Annotated in this window: 16 protein-coding genes; 6 read left to right on the forward strand and 10 right to left on the reverse strand. The window is 68.5% G+C overall.

Going from position 1 to position 17,549, the window contains the following annotated elements; all coding sequences use genetic code 11:
• The first annotated feature begins 162 nt into the window (after positions 1-162).
• The 3 genes from AC3WMR_RS05750 to AC3WMR_RS05760 all read left to right on the forward strand — a co-directional run bounded on the left by AC3WMR_RS05750 (position 163) and on the right by AC3WMR_RS05760 (position 4,130).
• The gene (locus tag AC3WMR_RS05750) at positions 163-1,497 is read left to right on the forward strand and encodes a mechanosensitive ion channel family protein (RefSeq protein WP_492263945.1); all 1,335 of its coding nucleotides are present in this window, start codon (positions 163-165) and stop codon (positions 1,495-1,497) included.
• Positions 1,498-1,568: 71 nt separating this feature from the next.
• On the forward strand, positions 1,569-3,647 hold the full coding sequence (locus AC3WMR_RS05755) for an NAD(+) synthase (RefSeq protein WP_492263810.1): 2,079 nt from the start codon (positions 1,569-1,571) through the stop codon (positions 3,645-3,647).
• A gap of 144 nt (positions 3,648-3,791) precedes the next feature.
• Positions 3,792-4,130, forward strand: coding sequence for a P-II family nitrogen regulator (locus AC3WMR_RS05760; RefSeq protein ID WP_006386376.1), 339 nt, complete (start codon positions 3,792-3,794; stop codon positions 4,128-4,130).
• 122 nt (positions 4,131-4,252) lie between these two features.
• On the opposite strand, the gene gspF is transcribed toward AC3WMR_RS05760, so the two are convergent.
• A complete protein-coding gene (gene gspF / locus AC3WMR_RS05765; RefSeq protein WP_025138965.1) occupies positions 4,253-5,458 on the reverse strand; it encodes a type II secretion system inner membrane protein GspF in 1,206 nt (401 codons plus the stop codon).
• 174 nt (positions 5,459-5,632) lie between these two features.
• Between gspF and gspD the strand changes: the two genes are divergently transcribed.
• Together gspD and gspE are read left to right on the forward strand one after the other, a co-directional pair.
• Positions 5,633-8,008, forward strand: a complete 2,376-nt coding sequence (gene gspD, locus AC3WMR_RS05770) for a type II secretion system secretin GspD (RefSeq protein WP_492263809.1) — start codon at positions 5,633-5,635, stop codon at positions 8,006-8,008.
• Positions 8,005-9,432 carry a type II secretion system ATPase GspE gene (gspE, locus tag AC3WMR_RS05775; RefSeq protein ID WP_492263808.1) on the forward strand — a complete coding sequence of 476 codons (1,428 nt, stop codon included), beginning with the start codon at positions 8,005-8,007 and terminating at the stop codon, positions 9,430-9,432. Before gspD ends, gspE begins: the two co-directional genes overlap by 4 nt.
• A 103-nt stretch (positions 9,433-9,535) precedes the next feature.
• On the opposite strand, the gene gspN is transcribed toward gspE, so the two are convergent.
• The 9 genes from gspN to AC3WMR_RS05820 form a co-directional block, all read right to left on the reverse strand.
• Positions 9,536-10,291 (reverse strand): type II secretion system protein N, encoded by a 756-nt coding sequence (gspN, locus tag AC3WMR_RS05780; RefSeq protein ID WP_492263807.1) that lies wholly within the window; start codon positions 10,289-10,291, stop codon positions 9,536-9,538.
• Entirely contained in the window at positions 10,291-10,878 is a 588-nt protein-coding gene (locus AC3WMR_RS05785; protein WP_492263806.1) for a type II secretion system protein M, read from the reverse strand. Before AC3WMR_RS05785 ends, gspN begins: the two co-directional genes overlap by 1 nt.
• On the reverse strand, positions 10,875-11,867 hold the full coding sequence (gspL, locus tag AC3WMR_RS05790; RefSeq protein ID WP_492263805.1) for a type II secretion system protein GspL: 993 nt from the start codon (positions 11,865-11,867) through the stop codon (positions 10,875-10,877). Before gspL ends, AC3WMR_RS05785 begins: the two co-directional genes overlap by 4 nt.
• Positions 11,864-12,808: a type II secretion system minor pseudopilin GspK gene (gene gspK, locus AC3WMR_RS05795; protein ID WP_492263804.1), complete on the reverse strand. Its 945-nt coding sequence runs from the start codon at positions 12,806-12,808 to the stop codon at positions 11,864-11,866. Before gspK ends, gspL begins: the two co-directional genes overlap by 4 nt.
• Positions 12,805-13,455 carry a type II secretion system protein GspJ gene (locus AC3WMR_RS05800; RefSeq protein ID WP_492263803.1) on the reverse strand — a complete coding sequence of 217 codons (651 nt, stop codon included), beginning with the start codon at positions 13,453-13,455 and terminating at the stop codon, positions 12,805-12,807. The genes gspK and AC3WMR_RS05800 overlap by 4 nt, the downstream gene beginning before the upstream one ends.
• A complete protein-coding gene (gspI, locus tag AC3WMR_RS05805; protein ID WP_492263802.1) occupies positions 13,452-13,844 on the reverse strand; it encodes a type II secretion system minor pseudopilin GspI in 393 nt (130 codons plus the stop codon). Before gspI ends, AC3WMR_RS05800 begins: the two co-directional genes overlap by 4 nt.
• Positions 13,831-14,319 (reverse strand): type II secretion system minor pseudopilin GspH, encoded by a 489-nt coding sequence (gene gspH, locus AC3WMR_RS05810; RefSeq protein WP_492263801.1) that lies wholly within the window; start codon positions 14,317-14,319, stop codon positions 13,831-13,833. The genes gspI and gspH overlap by 14 nt, the downstream gene beginning before the upstream one ends.
• Complete coding sequence (gspG, locus tag AC3WMR_RS05815; protein ID WP_029954106.1) at positions 14,291-14,719, reverse strand: type II secretion system major pseudopilin GspG; 429 nt, start codon at positions 14,717-14,719, stop codon at positions 14,291-14,293. Before gspG ends, gspH begins: the two co-directional genes overlap by 29 nt.
• A gap of 75 nt (positions 14,720-14,794) precedes the next feature.
• Positions 14,795-15,241 carry a hypothetical protein gene (locus tag AC3WMR_RS05820; RefSeq protein ID WP_492263800.1) on the reverse strand — a complete coding sequence of 149 codons (447 nt, stop codon included), beginning with the start codon at positions 15,239-15,241 and terminating at the stop codon, positions 14,795-14,797.
• A 217-nt stretch (positions 15,242-15,458) separates the two neighbouring features.
• Here AC3WMR_RS05820 and AC3WMR_RS05825 point away from each other — a divergent pair, with 217 nt between their 5' ends.
• Positions 15,459-17,414, forward strand: coding sequence for a PhoX family protein (locus AC3WMR_RS05825; protein ID WP_492263799.1), 1,956 nt, complete (start codon positions 15,459-15,461; stop codon positions 17,412-17,414).
• The last annotated feature ends 135 nt before the right edge of the window (positions 17,415-17,549 follow it).

The following is a 17,549-nucleotide window of genomic DNA, read 5'->3' on the forward strand; positions in this document are numbered from 1 at the left end:
CGGGCGTCCTGGTAGCGCCTGGATACTTTGCCCCGTCGTGACTTGTCGGATAATTCAGGGTCGTATCCGCGGGCCGCCGGGGCGTATCCTGGCGGCAGCGATCTGGCCGGTTCGCACCGCGCCGCCTTGTCCGAATCACTAGAGAGCACTCGCGCTATGCCCATGGAATGGGAAGAACTGGCCACCGAACTTGATACCTACATGCCGCACCAGCCCTGGGCCCAGACGCTGGTCGGCATCGGCGTGCTGATCCTGACGGCGCTGTTCGTCCAGTGGGTGGTCGCGCGGGTGGTGCTGCTGCTGGCCCACCGGCTGCTGGTGGTGAGCGGCCACGAAGACTGGGACAAGGCGCTGCAGCGCCGCCGCGCCTACCAGAACCTGTGGTACGCCGTGCCCTTCGCGGTGGTGTCGATCGGCATCGAGCTGGTGCCGCACGTGGAAAAGGCGGCCGCGCTGGTGGGCCGGCTGGCGCATGCCGGGGCCTGGATCTGCGTGTTCGTGGCGTTTTCGGGGGTGCTGAGCGCCTGGCAGGACACCTATTCGGCCACCACGCGGGCGCAGACCCGTTCCATCAAGGGCTACATCCAGATCAGCAAGCTGATCCTGATGGCCGTATGCACCGTTTTGGTGCTGTCGATCTTGATCGACCGCTCGCCGCTGTGGATGATTTCGGGCCTGGGCGCGTTGTCGGCGGTGCTGCTGCTGGTGTTCAAGGATACCCTGCTGTCGCTGGTGGCCAGCACCCAGCTGACCAGCAACGACATGCTGCGCATCGGCGACTGGATCGAAATGCCGCAGTCCAACGCCGACGGCTTCGTCAAGGACATTGCCCTGCACACGGTCAAGGTGCAGAACTGGGACAACACCGTCACCACGGTGCCGACCTACAAACTGTTTTCCGAAAGCTATCGCAATTACCGCCACATGTTCGAGTCGGGCGGCCGGCGCATCAAGCGCACGCTGCGCATCGACGCCAGCAGCGTGCGCTTTCTGACCGACGAAGAAGCCCAGCGGCTGATGCGCTTTCGCCTGCTGCACGACTACCTGCGGGTCAAGACGCACGACATCGCCCAGGCCAACCAGACCATGGGCGAACTGGCCAGCGTGCCGGCCAACCGCCGCCGCCTGACCAATATCGGCACGTTTCGCGCCTATGGCCTGGCCTTCCTGAAGCAGAACACCGAGGTGCGCCAGGACATGGCCATGATGGTGCGCATGATGGAACCCACGGCCGACGGCATTCCGGTCGAGGTCTATTGCTTCACGGCGGTCACGGCCTGGGTCGAGTACGAGCGCATCCAGGGCGACATTTTCGACCACCTCCTGGCGATCCTGCCGGAACTGGGCCTGCGCCTGTACCAGCAGCCGTCCGGCGCCGACATCGGCGCCATGGGCAGCTACCTGCGCGACGGCGCCATCCAGGCCGCGCTGGCGGCGGAGGGCGGACACCCGGGGCCGGACCGCCTGGCGCCTCCGGCGGCACCCTCCCGCCCATAGGGGAATGCCCCGGTTATCCGGATGACGCCGTGAGATAATCGGCGCTTGGATTCCCAGGCGATAGAAACCCGATGTCGAACCCGTTCTTCAACCTGTATTCCCACGGTTTCGCCCGCGTGGCGGTGGGCGTGCCCGAGTGCCGGGTCGCAGACCCGGCCTTCAATGCCGCGCAGACCATTGCGCTGGCGCAGCAGGCCGCCCAGGGCGGCGCCGTGCTGGCCGCGTTCCCCGAGCTGGGCCTGTCGGCCTACTCCTGCGACGACCTGTTCCACCAGAAGGCCCTGCTGGACGCCTGCGAGGCGGCGCTGGACCAGGTGGTGCAGGCCACGGCCGAACTGGATATCGCCTTGATCGTCGGGGCGCCGCTGCGGGTGGCGCACCAGCTGTTCAATTGCGCGGTGGTGGTGGCCGGCGGCCGCATCCTGGGCGTGGTGCCCAAGACCTATCTGCCGAACTACGGCGAATTCTACGAAGCGCGCCAGTTCAGCGCGGCCGATTGCGCGGCGCAGGCTGAAATCTCCCTGCTGGGCCAGACGGTGCCGTTCGGCGCCGAACTGCTGTTCCAGATGGAAAAGCTGCCGCTGTTCCAGTTCCACGTCGAGATCTGCGAAGACGTGTGGGTACCGATTCCGCCGTCGTCGTTCGCGGCGCTGGCGGGTGCGACGGTGCTGGTGAACCTGTCGGCCTCGAACATCGTGGTGGGCAAGTCCGAATACCGCCACCAGTTGGTGGCGCAGCAGTCGGCGCGCTGCCTGTCGGCGTACCTGTACACGTCGGCCGGGCGCGGCGAATCGTCGACCGACCTGGCCTGGGACGGCCAGGCCCTGATCTACGAAAACGGCGAACTGCTGGGCGAATCCGACCGCTTCCTGACCGAATCGCATCTGCTGTTCTCGGACGTCGACCTGGAACGTCTGTCGCGCGAACGCATGCGTCAGACCACCTTCGGCCAGTCGGTGCGGCGCCACCAGGACGAAGTGTGCAAGTTTCGAAGCGTGCTCGTGCCGGTGAATCCGCCGCTCGAAGACGCCGAGCTGCCGCTCGAGCGCCGCGTGGCGCGCTTTCCCTATGTGCCGGCCGATGCGCAGCGCCGCGACGCGCGCTGCAAAGAGGTCTACAGCATCCAGGTGCAGGCGCTGGCTCAGCGTCTGTCGGCCAGCGGCATGTCCAAGGTGGTGATCGGCATTTCGGGCGGACTGGATTCGACCCACGCGCTGCTGGTGTGCGCGCAGGCGATGGATACGCTGGGGCTGCCACGCTCGAACATCCTGGCGATCACGATGCCGGGTTTCGCGACCAGCACGCGCACGCTGCAGCAGGCGCGCCAGCTGATGGCGGTGGTGGGTTGCACGGCGTCCGAGATCGATATCCGCCCCAGTTGCCTGCAGATGCTGAAAGACCTGGGGCACCCGTATGCCGACGGCCAGCCGGTGTACGACATCACGTTTGAAAATGTGCAGGCGGGCGAACGCACCAACCACTTGTTCCGCATCGCCAATTTCAAGAACGCGATCGTGATCGGCACGGGCGACCTGAGCGAACTGGCGCTGGGCTGGTGCACGTATGGGGTGGGTGACCATATGTCGCACTACAGCGTGAACGCCAGCGTGCCCAAGACGCTGATCACGCACCTAGTGCGCTGGGTGGCCGAGTCGGGCCGCCTGGGGCCGGAAGGCGCGGCGGTGCTGCTGGACGTGCTGGGCACGGACGTGAGCCCCGAGCTGGTGCCGGGCGGGGCCGACGGCAAGCCGGGGCAAAAGAGCGAGGACACGATCGGGCCGTACGAGCTGCAGGATTTCAATCTGTACTACACGCTGCGCTACGGTTTTTCTCCGACGAAGGTGGCTTTCCTGGCCCTGGCGGCCTGGCGCGACCGGGATGCGGGGGCCTGGCCGGACGGCGGCCACGTGGCGCGCAACCAGTACGACCTGGCGGCGATCAAGCGCAACCTGAAGATTTTCCTGGATCGGTTCTTCCGGCTCAGCCAGTTCAAGCGGACGTGCGTGCCGAATGCGCCGAAGGTGGGGTCGGGCGGGTCGCTGTCGCCGCGTGGCGACTGGCGGGCGCCGAGTGATTCGGAATCGGTGGTGTGGATGCGGGACGCGGACCGGATTCCGGACGAGGCGCCTTCTAGTGTGAACAGGCCCTAGGCGCCTGCGGGTTTTCCCGGCGGCACGGGGGGCGGCGCCAGCGTGGCGGCCGCTATGCCCGGTGGTATTCTCTTAATCATTGCGCCTTGCCGGCATGTGGCCGGGGCGAGGCGTTGCAACAGATCAAAAACCAGGACGACGAACGTGAAACAAGTCACCGCCATTATCAAACCCTTCAAGCTCGACGAAGTCCGCGAGGCGCTCGCCGAGGTGGGCGTCAGCGGGCTGACCGTGACGGAAGTGAAAGGGTTCGGGCGCCAGAAGGGGCATACCGAGCTTTATCGGGGGGCGGAATACGTGGTGGATTTCCTGCCGAAGATCCGGGTGGAAGTGGTGCTGCCGGATGATCAGGTCGAAGCCGCGATCGAAGCGGTCGTGAAAGCGGCGCGTACGGGCAAGATCGGGGACGGCAAGATTTTCGTCACGCCGGTCGAACAAGCCATCCGGATTCGGACGGGTGAGAGCGACGAAGAAGCTTTGTGATTCTTTTGTAGGTTGTTGGTCTTCGTAGGTATCTTTTCTTCGTAGGTCGCCCGGCGCGGGCCGCGCACCGCGTGTGCGCGCCAACGATTGCGGTCCGGAGCCTTCGCTCCGGACCTTCCCCTCTAGCGGATCAGCTGATTCATTTCCAGGATCGGCATCATCACCGCCAGCACAATCAACAGTACGAATCCCCCCATCAGCAGGATCAGCGCGGGCTCGAGCAGCGCGGTCATTGCCATGGCTCGGCGTTCCAGGTCGCGGGAGAGGTTTTGGGCGCCTCGGTCCAGCAGTTCTGGAAGCTGGCCGGTCTTTTCGCCGCTGGCGATCAGGTGGACGAGCAGGGAGGGGAAGACTTTCTGGGCGGCTAGCGAACTGGACAGGGCGGCGCCTTCGCGCACGCGGGCGGAGGCTTCATCGACCGCGGTGCGCAGCACGTCGTTGCCGAGGGTGCGGCGGGCGGCTTCGAGGGCGGTGAGCAGGGCGACGCCGCTGCCGCACAGGATGGCGAGGGTCGAGGCGAAGCGGGCGGCGTTGACGCCCAGGACGAAGCGGCCGGCCAGGGGCAGGCGCAGGACGCGGGCGTGCCATGCATGGCGGGCGGCGGGCACGCGCAAGGAGTAGCGCCACAGGATGATGGCCAGGGCGATGGCGGCGCCGGTGGCCAGGCCCCAGTCACGCACGTAGTCGGACAGCGACAGCATGATGCGGGTGAGCAGCGGCAGCTGCTGTTTGGCGTGGCTGAAGGCGGAGACGACCTGGGGCACGACGTAGCCGAGCAGGAAGATGACGATGATGACCGAGACGCAGCCGACGACGGCGGGGTAGATGAACGCGGTCATGACCTTGCTGCGCAGGGTGTTGCGTTCTTCGATGTAGTCGGCGAGTTTTTCCATGACCTGGGCGAGGTCGCCGGATTCTTCGCCGGCGCCGATCAGGGCGCGGTAGATCTCGGGGAAGTCGCGCGGGCGCGAGGCGAGCGCGGTGGACAGGCGGTGGCCGGCGCGCACGTCGTCGCGTACGCCTTCGAGGGTGGCCGCGATGTGTTTCTTTTCGGCTTGTTCCAGGGTGGCGGACAGCGCAGCGTCCAGCGGCAGGCGGGCGGCGAGCAGGCTGGCGAGCTGGCGGGTGAGCCAGGCCAGGTCGGCATCGGACAGTCGCGTGCGCAAGGCCGCGCCCAGACCCTCGGCGCGCGCGGCGGGGGACGTGGACAGGGGCAAGAGGCCGCGGCCGCGCAGTTGATTGCGGGCGCCGCGCTCACTGTCGGCGTCGATCGTGCCATGCACGATTTTTCCGAGCGCGTCAGTGGCTTCGTAACGAAAGGATGGCATGGTGGGAGGGTGATCCGGGAGCCTGCCCGCAGGCGCGAGAGGCCCGTGAATAAAGGCTTTCCAGGCCGTCACCTTGCCTTTGGATTATGACCGTAGTGTTGCAGTGTCACCCCGTATACTCCGACGCGCTTTCACGTCTTTTCACACGTCTTCACGTCTCAGGCACATCTCGTCATGCGTCATATCGCGCAGTTCAGCCTTGCGGTCTTGCTCGCGGCAAGCCAACTCGGACCCACGGCCAGCCAGGCCTATGCTCAACAGGCAGACAATCGCGTCAGCCTGAACTTCGTGGACACGGATATCCCGGCCGTGCTGCGTGCGCTGTCGCTGTTCACCAAGCGCAATTTCCTGGTGGATCCTCGGGTCAAGGGCAAGCTCACGCTGGTGTCGGATCGGCCCGTCGATAGCGCCCAGGCCTTGTCGATGCTGACGGGTGCGCTGCGGCTGCAAGGCTTTGCGATCGTCGAGGTGGACGGCGTGACGCGCGTGGTGCCGGAAGCCGACGCCAAGCTGCAGGGCAGCGCGGTGGTGGGCGATTCGCGGCCGGCGGCGCCTGCGGGCGGCGCGGCCAAGGGTTCGGTGCCGGTGTCGACGTTTGCGCGCAACGGCTCGGGCAATAGCGGCGAGATGCTGACGCGCGTATTTCCGCTGAAGTACGAGAACGCGGCGAACCTGGTGCCGGTGCTGCGCCCGATGGTGCCGCCGAACAACCCGATCAATGCGTATCCCGGCAACAACACGCTGGTGGTGACGGACTACGCGGACAACCTGGAGCGCATCGCGGCGGTGATCGCGCGGATCGATGTGCCCAGTTCGATCGATACGGACGTGGTGCCGGTACGGTCGGGCATCGCGTCGGATATAGCGGTGTTGGCGTCGCAGTTGCTGGACACGCAAAGCAACGACCCCACGCAGCGTATCGCGGTGGTGGCGGACCCGCGCAGCAACAGCGTGCTGGTGCGCGCGGGCAGCCCGGCGCGCACGCGTTTGGCGCGCGATCTGATCCTGAAGCTGGACGCGCAGCAGAACCGCGCGGGCAACCTGCACGTGGTGTACATGCGCAATGCGCAGGCCACGCGTATCGCGGAAGTGCTGGGCGGCTTGCTGGCCGGCCAGGCCAATGCCGCGCCCGGCGCCAACCCGACGGGCGGCAATGCGGGCGGTGCACAGACCGGCAACAACCGGACGCAGCAGCCCACGGGCAGCAGCACGGGCAACAACGGCCTGGGGCTGTCGGGCTCGACGGGTTCGTCCAGTTCGTCCAAGGGCGGCATGTCGGGCGACCAGGAACGCATCGCGCGTGACGAGACCGGCAACCAGGCGGTGTCGTATTCGGCGGGCGGCGCCACCATCCAGGCGGACCCGGCCACCAATTCGCTGATCATCTCGGCGCCGGAGCCGCTGTACCGCAGCCTGCGTGAAGTGATCGACCAGCTGGACCAGCGCCGCGCGCAGGTGCTGGTGGAAAGCCTGATCGTCGAAGTGAGCGAAGACGCGGCGGCCGAGTTCGGCATCCAGTGGATGACGGGCGCGGGCAACATCAACAGCGGCGGCACCAGCTTCATCGGCGGCACCAACCTGGGCGGCAGCGGCCTGTCGGGCAAGGGTCCGACGTCGATCGATGCGCTGGGCGGCGGTCTGAGCCTGGGCGTCGTCAAGGGCACGGTGGACGTGCTGGGCAACAAGGTGATCAACCTGGGCGTGCTGGCGCGAGCCATGCAGAACACGGGGCAGGCCAACATCCTGTCCACGCCGAATCTGCTGACGCTGGACAATCAGTCGGCCAGCATCCTGGTGGGCAAGACGGTGCCGTTCGTGACGGGGCAGTACGTGACCAGCGGCGGCAACAACAACAATCCGTTCCAGACCATCGAACGCGAAGACGTGGGTCTGAAGCTGAACATCCGGCCGCAGGTGTCGGAAGGCGGCTCGGTCAAGCTGGACATCTACCAGGAAGTCAGCAGCATCGACGAAAGCCGCTCGACGCCCACCACGGGCATCGTGACCAACAAGCGCGCCATCGACACCAGCGTGCTGGTGGACGACGGCGAGATCATCGTGCTGGGCGGCCTGCTGGAAGAAAACGTGACGATCACGTCGAACAACGTGCCGGGCCTGAGCTCGATTCCCGTGCTGGGCGAGCTGTTCAAGTACGAAAGCCGCAAGCGCACCAAGACCAACCTGATGGTGTTCCTGCGACCCTACGTGGTGCGCGATGCCAACCGCAGCGCGTCGGTCACGCTGGACCGCTACGACTACATGCGCCGCGCCCAGGCGGCCACGCAGCCGAGCAACCACTGGCTGCTGCCGGACGCGCAGGCGCCGATGCTGCCGCCGGCCGGCGCGGGCGCGGGCTCGGTGTCCAACAACGTCTACGACTTCCGCGGCAACCCGCAGGCCCAGGCCGCGCGGCCGGCTGCGGCCACGGTGCAGTCGTTCGCAGTGCGGCAGTATCCGGACCTGGTTCAGACCGGCGATCCGTCCGTGCCGATCCGCGCGACCCGACCCCTGGCCGCGGGCGCGGCGCGTGACCTGTCGTCGCTGCAATGAGCGCGCATCCCTTGCCCTATGCCTGGGCCCGCGCCCAGCGGGCGGTGCTGTCGTTGCGCGCGGGCCATGCGCAGTTGACGGTCAGCCCGCGCACGCCGGAATGGGCGGTGCGCGAGATCCGGCGCTGCCACGGCGATATCGCCGTGGCGCAGGTGGACGACGAGGCGCTGGAAACGTTATTGGCGGCCGCCTACAGCCATGCCGAGGATGCGGCCTCGGTGATGGGCGTGGCCGAAAACGAGATCGACCTGGACCGCCTGCTGCAGGACATGCCCGAAGTGGCGGACCTGCTGGACGCACAGGACGACGCGCCGGTGATCCGAATGATCAACGCGCTGTTCGCGCAGGCCGCGCGCGACGGCGCCAGCGACATCCACATCGAGCCGTTCGAGACGCATTCGGTGGTGCGCTACCGGGTGGACGGCACGCTGCGCGACGTGGTGTCGCCGCGCAAGGCGCTGCATGCGGCGCTGATCTCGCGCATCAAGATCATGGCGCACCTGGACATCGCCGAAAAGCGCCTGCCGCAGGATGGCCGCATTGCGCTGCGGGTGGGCGGCCGGCCGATCGACATCCGCGTATCCACGCTGCCCACGGGGCATGGCGAACGCGCGGTGCTGCGCTTGCTGGACAAGGAAGCCGGCCGGCTGCGGCTGGAAAAGCTGGGCATGGCGCCCGGCGTGCTGGGCCAGCTGGACCGGCTGATCCGCCAGCCACACGGCATCGTGCTGGTGACCGGGCCGACCGGTAGCGGCAAGACCACGACGCTGTATGCTGCCCTGAGCCGCCTGGATGCCTCCACCAGCAACATCCTGACGGTGGAAGATCCGATCGAATACGACCTGCCGGGCATCAGCCAGACGCAGGTCAACGCCAAGATCGACATGAGTTTCGCGCTGGCGCTGCGGGCGATTCTGCGGCAGGACCCGGACGTGATCATGATCGGCGAAATCCGCGACCTGGAAACGGCGCAGATTGCCGTGCAGGCGTCGCTGACGGGCCACCTGGTGCTGGCCACGCTGCACACCAACGATGCGGTGTCGGCCGTGACCCGGCTGACGGACATGGGCGTGGAACCCTTCCTGTTGTCGTCGTCGTTGCTGGGCGTGCTGGCGCAGCGGCTGGTGCGCAAGCTGTGTCCGGCGTGCAAGAAGCCGTCGATGCAGGATGGCGTGCCGGTGTTCCAGCCGGTGGGCTGCGAGGCCTGCAACCACACGGGCTACAGCGGCCGCTCGGGCATCCACGAGCTGTTCACGGTGGACGACGAGGCCCGCAGGCTGATCCACGAAGGCAGCGACGAGCGCGAGCTGCGCCGCGCGGCCAGCGCTGCGGGCATGTTCAGCATGCGCGAAGACGGCGCACGCTGGGTGGCAAGCGGCGATACGTCGCCGGAAGAAATCCTGCGGGTGACGCGGGACGCCTGAAGGACGCGGGGCGGCAGTGCGCACGCCCCGCAGCGCAAGAGGGCGCGAGACCGCAGGGCATGCGCGGGCGGCCCGCCATGGCGCGTCGCGCGCGTCCGCGGCCTTACTTGCCGGTGCCGAACTCCACCGTATCGCCGCTGCGCCGGCCCAACGTGGACATCAGGCCGTCCAGCGCCGCGCGGTCGGTCTCGCTGGCCGACGGGGCGAACGTGGCCTGGCCCGTGAAGCGCACGCCGCGCGCATTGGCGCTGCCCTGGCCGGTGACGGCCAGCGGGCCGCTTTCGGTAGTCAGCGCCAGCGTGGCGCCGGACTTGCCGTTGCCACGAATCCTGAGCAGGTAGGTGCCCACCGGCGAGACGCGCGTGAGCGCCGTGCCGGCATCGCGCCAGCGCAGGTCGGCCAGTGGCGCGTCGGGCAGGTTGCCGCCCAGGCGCAGGGCCTGCCAATTGACCTCGATCGTGCCTTCGGGGGCCAGCGTGTTCCAGGGGGCGCCCAGCGCGGGCAGGGCGGTGGCCGGCAGGCGCAGCGATTGAGCCGACAGCGTGAGGCCCGTCCAACTGACGCCTGCGCGCACCGGCCCTTGCAGCCAGGGGTGCGACAGTTCCAGCGTCATCGACGGCCAGCGCCATTGCCAGTGCAGCGCCTGTGGCAGCAGCCGGCGCGCGCCGGGCGGACCCAGCGCGATCCAGGCGCTGCCGTTCCAGACCGTGCCGGCGGCGTCGGCCAGCGTGACCGGTGCGTCGGCGGGCAGCAGCGCCAGCAGCCAGCGGGCCGGCAGCACCGCGGCGGCGGCCGCCAGCGCACAGGCGCCGCAGGCCAGCACCAGGCCGGTGCGCTTGGGCAAACGGGGCAGGCGCATCAGGAACGGGCCTTGCGTGCCGGCAGCGCCAGCGTGATGCTGCCGTTGACCAGGCCGGGCAACGGGCGGCCGTTGGCATTGGCGGCGCGGGCCAGGTCCACGTCTTTGACGGCCAGTCCCCAATCGCCCGCGGCGTTTTCCAGCCAGCGCAGCAGGGCGGACGAGGGGATTTCAGACAGGGACAGCTTGACGCTGTCGCCCTGGCCCGGGTGATCCAGCTTCCAGTGGTCGGCCGGCAGGCCCGCGCGTTCCAGGCTGGTGCCGATGTCGGCCGCGGCGGGCAGGGTGGCGGCGGGCGCAGCCGCCTTGCCGCGCAAGGCCATGGCCTGCGCGCCCAGGTCGGCCACGGATGCCGCCTGCGTGCGCAGCAGGGGCAGTTCATCGCGCAGCTTGCGGGTGGTGGTCAGGGCCGGTTCGATCAGCACGGTAAAGACTACGACCGCACCCAGCAACGCGCCGGCCGCGTTGACCAGCCGGCGTTCGCGCGGCGCCAGGGCCAGGTAGCGTTGGCGGGCGCGATCGGCGGCGGGCGCCAGGGGTTTGCGGACGGCGCGCCAGGCGGCGTCAAGGCGTTCGAAGGGCTTCATGGTTGGCTGCGCGTGATGCGCCAGGTGTTGTCGGTATCGCCGCGTTCCAGCTTCAGGCCTTGCGCGGCCGCTTGCTGGATCAGCGCGGGGGTTTCGGCCACGCGTTGGGCGGCAGGGCCGGCGTCGGCCAGTTGCAGGGTCAGGGCCTGGTCGGCGTAGGTCAGCCGCGCCACTTTGTCGGCGGCGAAGGGCAGGGTCTGTGCCGCGGCGCGGGCCAGCGGCAGGAAGTCGCCCGCGCTGGCGGCGCCGCGATGGTTGCGCAGCGCATCCAGGCCTTGCTGGGCCTGGCGGGCCGGGTCCAGCACCACGGGAATGTCCGGAAACGCGGCCAGCACCTGGCGGCGCATGCCGTCGCGCAGGGACTGGGCCTCGCCGCGCAATTGCGCGGCGTGCAGGTTCAATCCGCCGATCCAGACCACGGCGGCCGCCGCGCCCCAGCGCCAGACGGGCTGCCAACGCGATACGCGTGCAGGCGCCAACTGCGGCATGGCGAGCGACCAGGACGGCGACGGAGCCCGCCAGCGCGGGTCGGCGGGGTCGCGCAACGGCGTGGCGTCGTCGGGCGCCAAGGTCTGCGGCGCGATCAAGGCGTGGGCGCGCAGGCCGTGGGTGTTCAGCAGGCTCCACGCGCGGCGCACCGGCTCGCGCGCGGCCCAGGCCAGCGGCACCGAGCCGTCGGCGGCGCGCGGGCCGTGGCCGATCGCCAGGTCGTCCAGGTCGCTCAGCACCAGGGGTTCGAGCGCGCTGCGCACCGCGGCGCCGAAACGCGCGCGGGCCACGGCGGGCACCTGCACGGTGGCGGCGATGACATCGCCGGGATGCAGCACCGCTTCGCAAGCGGCTTGCGGATAGGCCTGGCCCAGGGCAGCCAGCGTCAGTTCACCGCGACGCGCGCAATTGCCGCGGCGGTCGAACCACGCAAAGGGCAGCGGCGAGCCGGGGCCGAATTCGGCCAGGGGGGGCAGCGCGATGCGCAAGGAATTCTTCACGGATTTTCTCTTGTCCAGAGGGTGTCGGGCGCGGCCGGCGGGGCGCTGCGTATCAGCGCCTGCATCGAGACCCGGGCCCGTTCGTAAGCAACCACGCCATTGGCGATGAACCAGCCGCTGGCGGTGACGACGGCCGGCGCCGGGGTTTTCACGCCCGTGGCGGCGAGCCGGTTGGCGAAGTCGCCGCTGTTGTTGAACCAGTTGCCGCGGTCGCGTTCGCCGGTGATGGCGCGGGCCTGGCTGAGCGACAGGCCCGGCACCAGGGCGGCGATGACCTCCGGCGGCGCGGTGTTGACGTTGACATTGGTGGCCAGCGGCAGCACGGTCATGGTGCGGCGCAGTTCGTTGCGCACCGCGGGCGCCAGCCCCAGCAACGCGGCCACGTCGTCGATGCCGCGCGGCTGCGGCGCACGGGCATCCGGGGTCTGGCCGCCCTGGGCCGGCGTGGGCGCATCGGCCGGCTGCGCGGGCGGCTGGCTGGCCACGATGATGTCGAGCATGCGCGCGGCCAGCGCGTCGGGCAGGCGCAGGCTGGCCAACAGGCGCCGCAGCACCTGCTCCTGTTCGGGCTGCGGCACGCCGTGGCTGGCCAGGTTGTTCAGGTTGTACTTGCCTTGTTCGTCCTGTACCCGGCCGGAGAACACCGCCACGCGGTCGTCACCGGGGCGTTCGATGCGGGTGTCGAGTATCGGCGTGGCCCAGATCTGGTCGCCGCGGGTGGTGGATTCGCGCTTGCCGTGGTCGCGGATCACCAGGCGGGCCCAGTCGATGCCGCCGGCCAGCATCATGCGCGCCTGCACGCGCGCCATTTCGTTTTCGACGCGGCGCGTGCTGGCGGTCTGGCGCTGGAACAGGCTGGTGGTCAGCGCGGCCACGATGGCCACGATGATCAGGGCGCTGATGACGGCGGCGCCGCGTTCGCGGGGCTGGGGCGCGTTCATGGCAGCTCCAGGATGCGGCTGTAGCGCCGGGTGTCGCCGCCCGCGCCGCGGTCCAGCGCGATCTCGATACCGCTGGGCCTGGCCGAAAATGGCGACCGCGTGTCCATCCAGCCGGCCCCGGGGACCCAGCCGCGCAGCACCAGCGCGCGCACGCCGGGCAGGAGCAGCACGCCGTCGCCCGCCGGCGGCAGCGGCGCCTGTTCGGCCGACGCACCGCTGGCGCGCCACAGGCCGTCCTTGCGCACGGACCATTGCACGCGCTGCCAGCGGCCGCTGCCGTCCGGATCGGGCCGCAGAATTTCCAGCGTCTGCGCGCCGGCCGTCCCGGGCAAGAGGCGGATGCCGCTGGTGAAGACGCGCGCATCGATGCCGGGCGAGGCGAACGACGGGCCGTTGTAGGCCAGTTCGGCGTCGCGTCCGATCTGGCCCAGCGTACGCACGATGGCGTCGGTGTCTTCGGCCTGCTGCGAGATCCATTCGCGCGCGCTGGACACGCTTTCCAGGCCGCGCCAGGCCATCAGGCTGACCAGCGCCATCAGCGCAAGGGCCACCAGCACTTCGATCAGGGTGAAGCCCGCTTCGGCGCGGCGGCGAGGGCAGTGTGAAGCCGGGCGCGCAGTGGGACGCGAGGTGTGGCACAGACTCATCGCAGGCTCGACAACAGGCCGTCCAGTTGCAGCAGGACCCCGCCGTCCGCGTTATCGCGGACCTTGACCGAGACCTGGCGGAAACTGCGGTTCAGCGAATTGGTGAATTCCAGCTCGCAGCGCAGCGCCAGGCCGCCTTGGGGGCAGGGCACGGTCTGCGTGCCGGCGCGCGGCAGCATCTGCTCCAGCCGCAACTGGGTCAGCGCGTTCTGCGCGGCCAGCAGCGCCAGCGTCTTGTCCTGCAGCGCGCGGTTGTTGGCGGCCATGACGCCGGTGGCGCGCAGGGCCGCGCCCATCGCGACGGCGATGATGGCCAGCGCCACCAGCACTTCAATCAAAGTGAAGCCGCGCTGGCGTTGCCGCAAGGCGGGGGATTCAGCGGATGTCATAGTGTCCCGACGCATCGCGCGACAGCGTCACGAGCGATTCGCCCGCCCGCAATTGCAGGCTGAACGGATCGGCCACCCACTCGGTATTGAAGACCAGCGGCTGGTTCGGGTCCAGCCGCAGTTGCACAGGGCCGGCCAGCCAGGTGCGCGGGCGCAGCGCGTCGTCGCGTTCCAGCTTGTCCACGGGCAGCGTCACGTTTTCGTCGGCGGTGGGCGAGTCGGCGCGGCCCTGGCGTTCGAACGACCAGCCGCCGGCAGCGGGCAGCCAGCGTATCGGCCGGCCGTCGCTGCGGGCTTCGCTTTGGGCCACGGTAAAGGCGTCGGCCAGACGCTGCGCGTCGTCGCGCAGCGGGTCCGGGCCTTTGCCGATGGACAGGCTGACCATGCTGGCGGCGATGGCGACGATCACCAGCACCACCAGGACTTCGACTAGCGTGAAGCCGCGTTCAGAGTTCCCACGAACCGATGTCGGCATCGCCGCCTTCTCCCCCGGGCTTGTTGTCGGCGCCGAACGAGAACACATCGATATCGCCTTTGACGCCAGGGCTCAGGTATTGGTACGGATGGCCCCACGGGTCATTGGGCAGCTTGTCCAGGTAGCCGCGCCAGTTGGACGCGCCTTCGGGCTTTTCGACCAGCGCGCGCAAACCTTGGGCCGTGGTGGGGTAGCGGCCGTTGTCCAGCCGATACAGCTTGAGCGCCTGCATGATGCCGCCGATATCCTGGCGCGCCGCCACCTGGCGGGCCTGGTCGGGACGGTCGAGCACGCGCGGAACGATCAGGGCCGCAAGAATCCCCATGATCACGATGACCACCATGATCTCGATCAGGGTGAAACCTTGCTGGCGGGCTGGCCCACGCGATGTCTGACGCACTTTACAACTCCGGTCTTTCAGTAGAAGCGGAGGATTGTGGACATGAAATATGACAGCAATATGAGCCTGGCGCGCTCACCTGGCCGCGCTGGCGATGCCGTCCGCGGGGGCCGGGAACACCGGGGCCGTCAGGCGGCTGGCGCGGCCGCCTTGCTCGACCGTGATGGCGTCGGCGCTGATCTCTTTCAAGAGAATCCCCGGCGCGACTTCATCGCCCACGCGCCAGGCCAGGGGCGGACCGCCGTCGACGCTGAAGACGGCGGCGCCGTCCGTGCCCGCGGCGATCACGCCCAGCACGCTGATCTGCGTGCGCATCACTTCATCGCGGCCGAACCAGAGCGCCACCGGCGTGTTGTCCGCGGCGCGCGGCGCGGGCGCGGACAGCGCGGGGGGCAGGGGACCGGGGCCGGGTGCGAACAGCACCGCGCCCCACACGCCCAGGCCGGCGGCCAGCGCCAGCACGGCCAGGACACGAAGCGCGGCGGGCGCCGCGGGAAGAGACAAGCGCAGGGACAAAGGCATGAAGGCAAGGAGAAAGACGCGCACCGACAGGCGGGGCGCGCAGACAGGAATGCGCCCGACTATAGCGGCCGATCATGACAAGTCCGCGATAGCGGGGGGCAATTGCTTTCAAGATGCAAACGACGCGCTGTCATCAAGCTTAAATGCCGTCTGTCTAGCATGCGTGCACGCTGCGGCGAAGCCCCGCGGCATTGACCCCTCCCCACAGGAAACAACGATGCAAGACACGACACACGCCAACCGCCGTCGCCTTCTGAAAATGCTCGGCGGTGCGCCGATGCTGCCGCTGGGCGGCGTAAGCATGGCCGCGCTGCTGGCGGGCTGTAATTCCAGCGACGATGACGATGATGAAGTCGTCACGCCGGGCAACCCGCCCGCGCCCAACGTCACGTTCAAGTCCGCCTCGTTCACGTCGATGCCCGCGCCTTCCCTGGCCAACCCCGCCCTGATGGCGCGTACCACGGTAGGCTCGTCAATGGTGCTGACGTTCAGCGACGGTTCGACCCGCAAGGTCGACCTGGGCTACGAACAGTTCTTCATGACCGGCGACGCGGTGCCGGACGGCAAGGGCGGCAGCATCATCGCCGGCGCCTATTTCGACAACACCGGCGCGCCCATCATGGACAACTCGGTGCCCGCCAAGGCGCGCGCGTTCTTCTCGAACTGCCCGGACGGCATGTCGCTGCTGAAGCTGGAGGCGCCCAAGGTGCCGGGCGTCAATGGCAACACCGTGTTCGCCGTGGTGCAGTTCGAATACCAGTCGATGGACCAGGCCGGCAACGACATGTACGGCCGCCTGCCGTCGCCGATCGCCGTGCTGACCCTGGCGCAGGATCCGGCCACCGGCAAGCTCAGCCTGGTCAAGTACAGCAACGTCGACACTTCGTCGGTGAACGGCCTGTGGATCACCTGCGGCGCCAGCCTGTCGCCCTGGAATACCCACCTGTCCAGCGAAGAATACGAACCCGATGCCACCGTCGCCAAGACCCAGGCGCAGTTCCAGGCCTACAGCCAGAACCTGTTCAACGACCCCAACAAGGCCAACCCGTACCACTACGGCCACATGCCGGAAGTGACGGTGAACCCGGACGGCACCGGCAGCATCAAGAAGCACTACTGCATGGGCCGCATCTCGCACGAGCTGGTCCAGATCATGCCCGACCAGCGCACCGCGCTGATGGGCGACGACGCCACCAACGGTGGCCTGTTCATGTTCGTGGCCGACCGCAAGGCCGACCTGTCGTCGGGCTCGCTGTACGTGGCCAAGTGGGCGCAGACCTCGGGCACCGGCCCGGGCGCCGGCACGCTGACCTGGATCAACCTGGGTCACGCCACCAGCGCCGAAGTCAAGGAACTGGCCGACCAGCTGACCGCCGCCGACATCATGGACGTGCGCAAGACGGACCCCGCCGACAACACCTTCACCAAGATCCGCTTCAGCGGCGGTGACAACTGGGTCAAGCTGATGCCGGGCCGCCGCCAGGCCGCCGCCTTCCTGGAAACCCACCGCTACGCCGCGCTGGTCGGCGGCACGCTGGGCTTCACCAAGATGGAAGGCACCACGGTCAACGTCAAGGACAAGATCGCCTACAGCGCCATGTCGCGCATCGAAAGCTCGATGGTCGACGGCACCGTGGCCGGCATGAAGGTCACGGCCAACTCGGCCGGCGCCGTCTATCAGCTGCACATGAAGGCCGGCCAGGTCGACACCAACGGCCAGGCGATCGACAGCGAATGGGTGCCCGTGGACATGGCGGCCGTGGCCGAACTGGTCGGCACGCCGATCTCTCCGGTCGACGAGCTGGGCAACACCCACAACGCCGACAAGATCTCCAACCCCGACAACCTGAAGTTCTCGGAAAAGCTGCGCACCTTGTTCGTGGGTGAGGACAGCGGCGGCCACGTCAACAACTTCCTGTGGGCCTACAACGTCGACACCAAGGCGCTGTCGCGCCTCTTGTCGTGCCCGGTGGCGGCGGAATCCACCGGCCTGCAGGCGGTGGACGAGATCAATGGCTGGACCTACATCACCAGCAATTTCCAGCACGCCGCCGACTGGGGCAGCGTGCACGCCAAGGTGCGGCCCACGCTGGAACCGCTGGTCAAGGCCAACTACAAGGACGGCTTCGGCGCGTCGGTGGGCTACCTGACCGGCGTGAAGATCGGCAGCTGATCGGCCTGGCGCCGAACAGGGCGGATGCGGTGCGCAACACGCCGCGCCCGCCTGCGCGATACCTCGAAGGGACCGGCGCGCCGGTCCCTTCGCTTTGTTTCCGTGTGTGTCGCATCAGAAAAAAATCCTGATCCG

The sequence above is a fragment of the Achromobacter sp. FW305-C-28 genome, assembly GCF_058783235.1.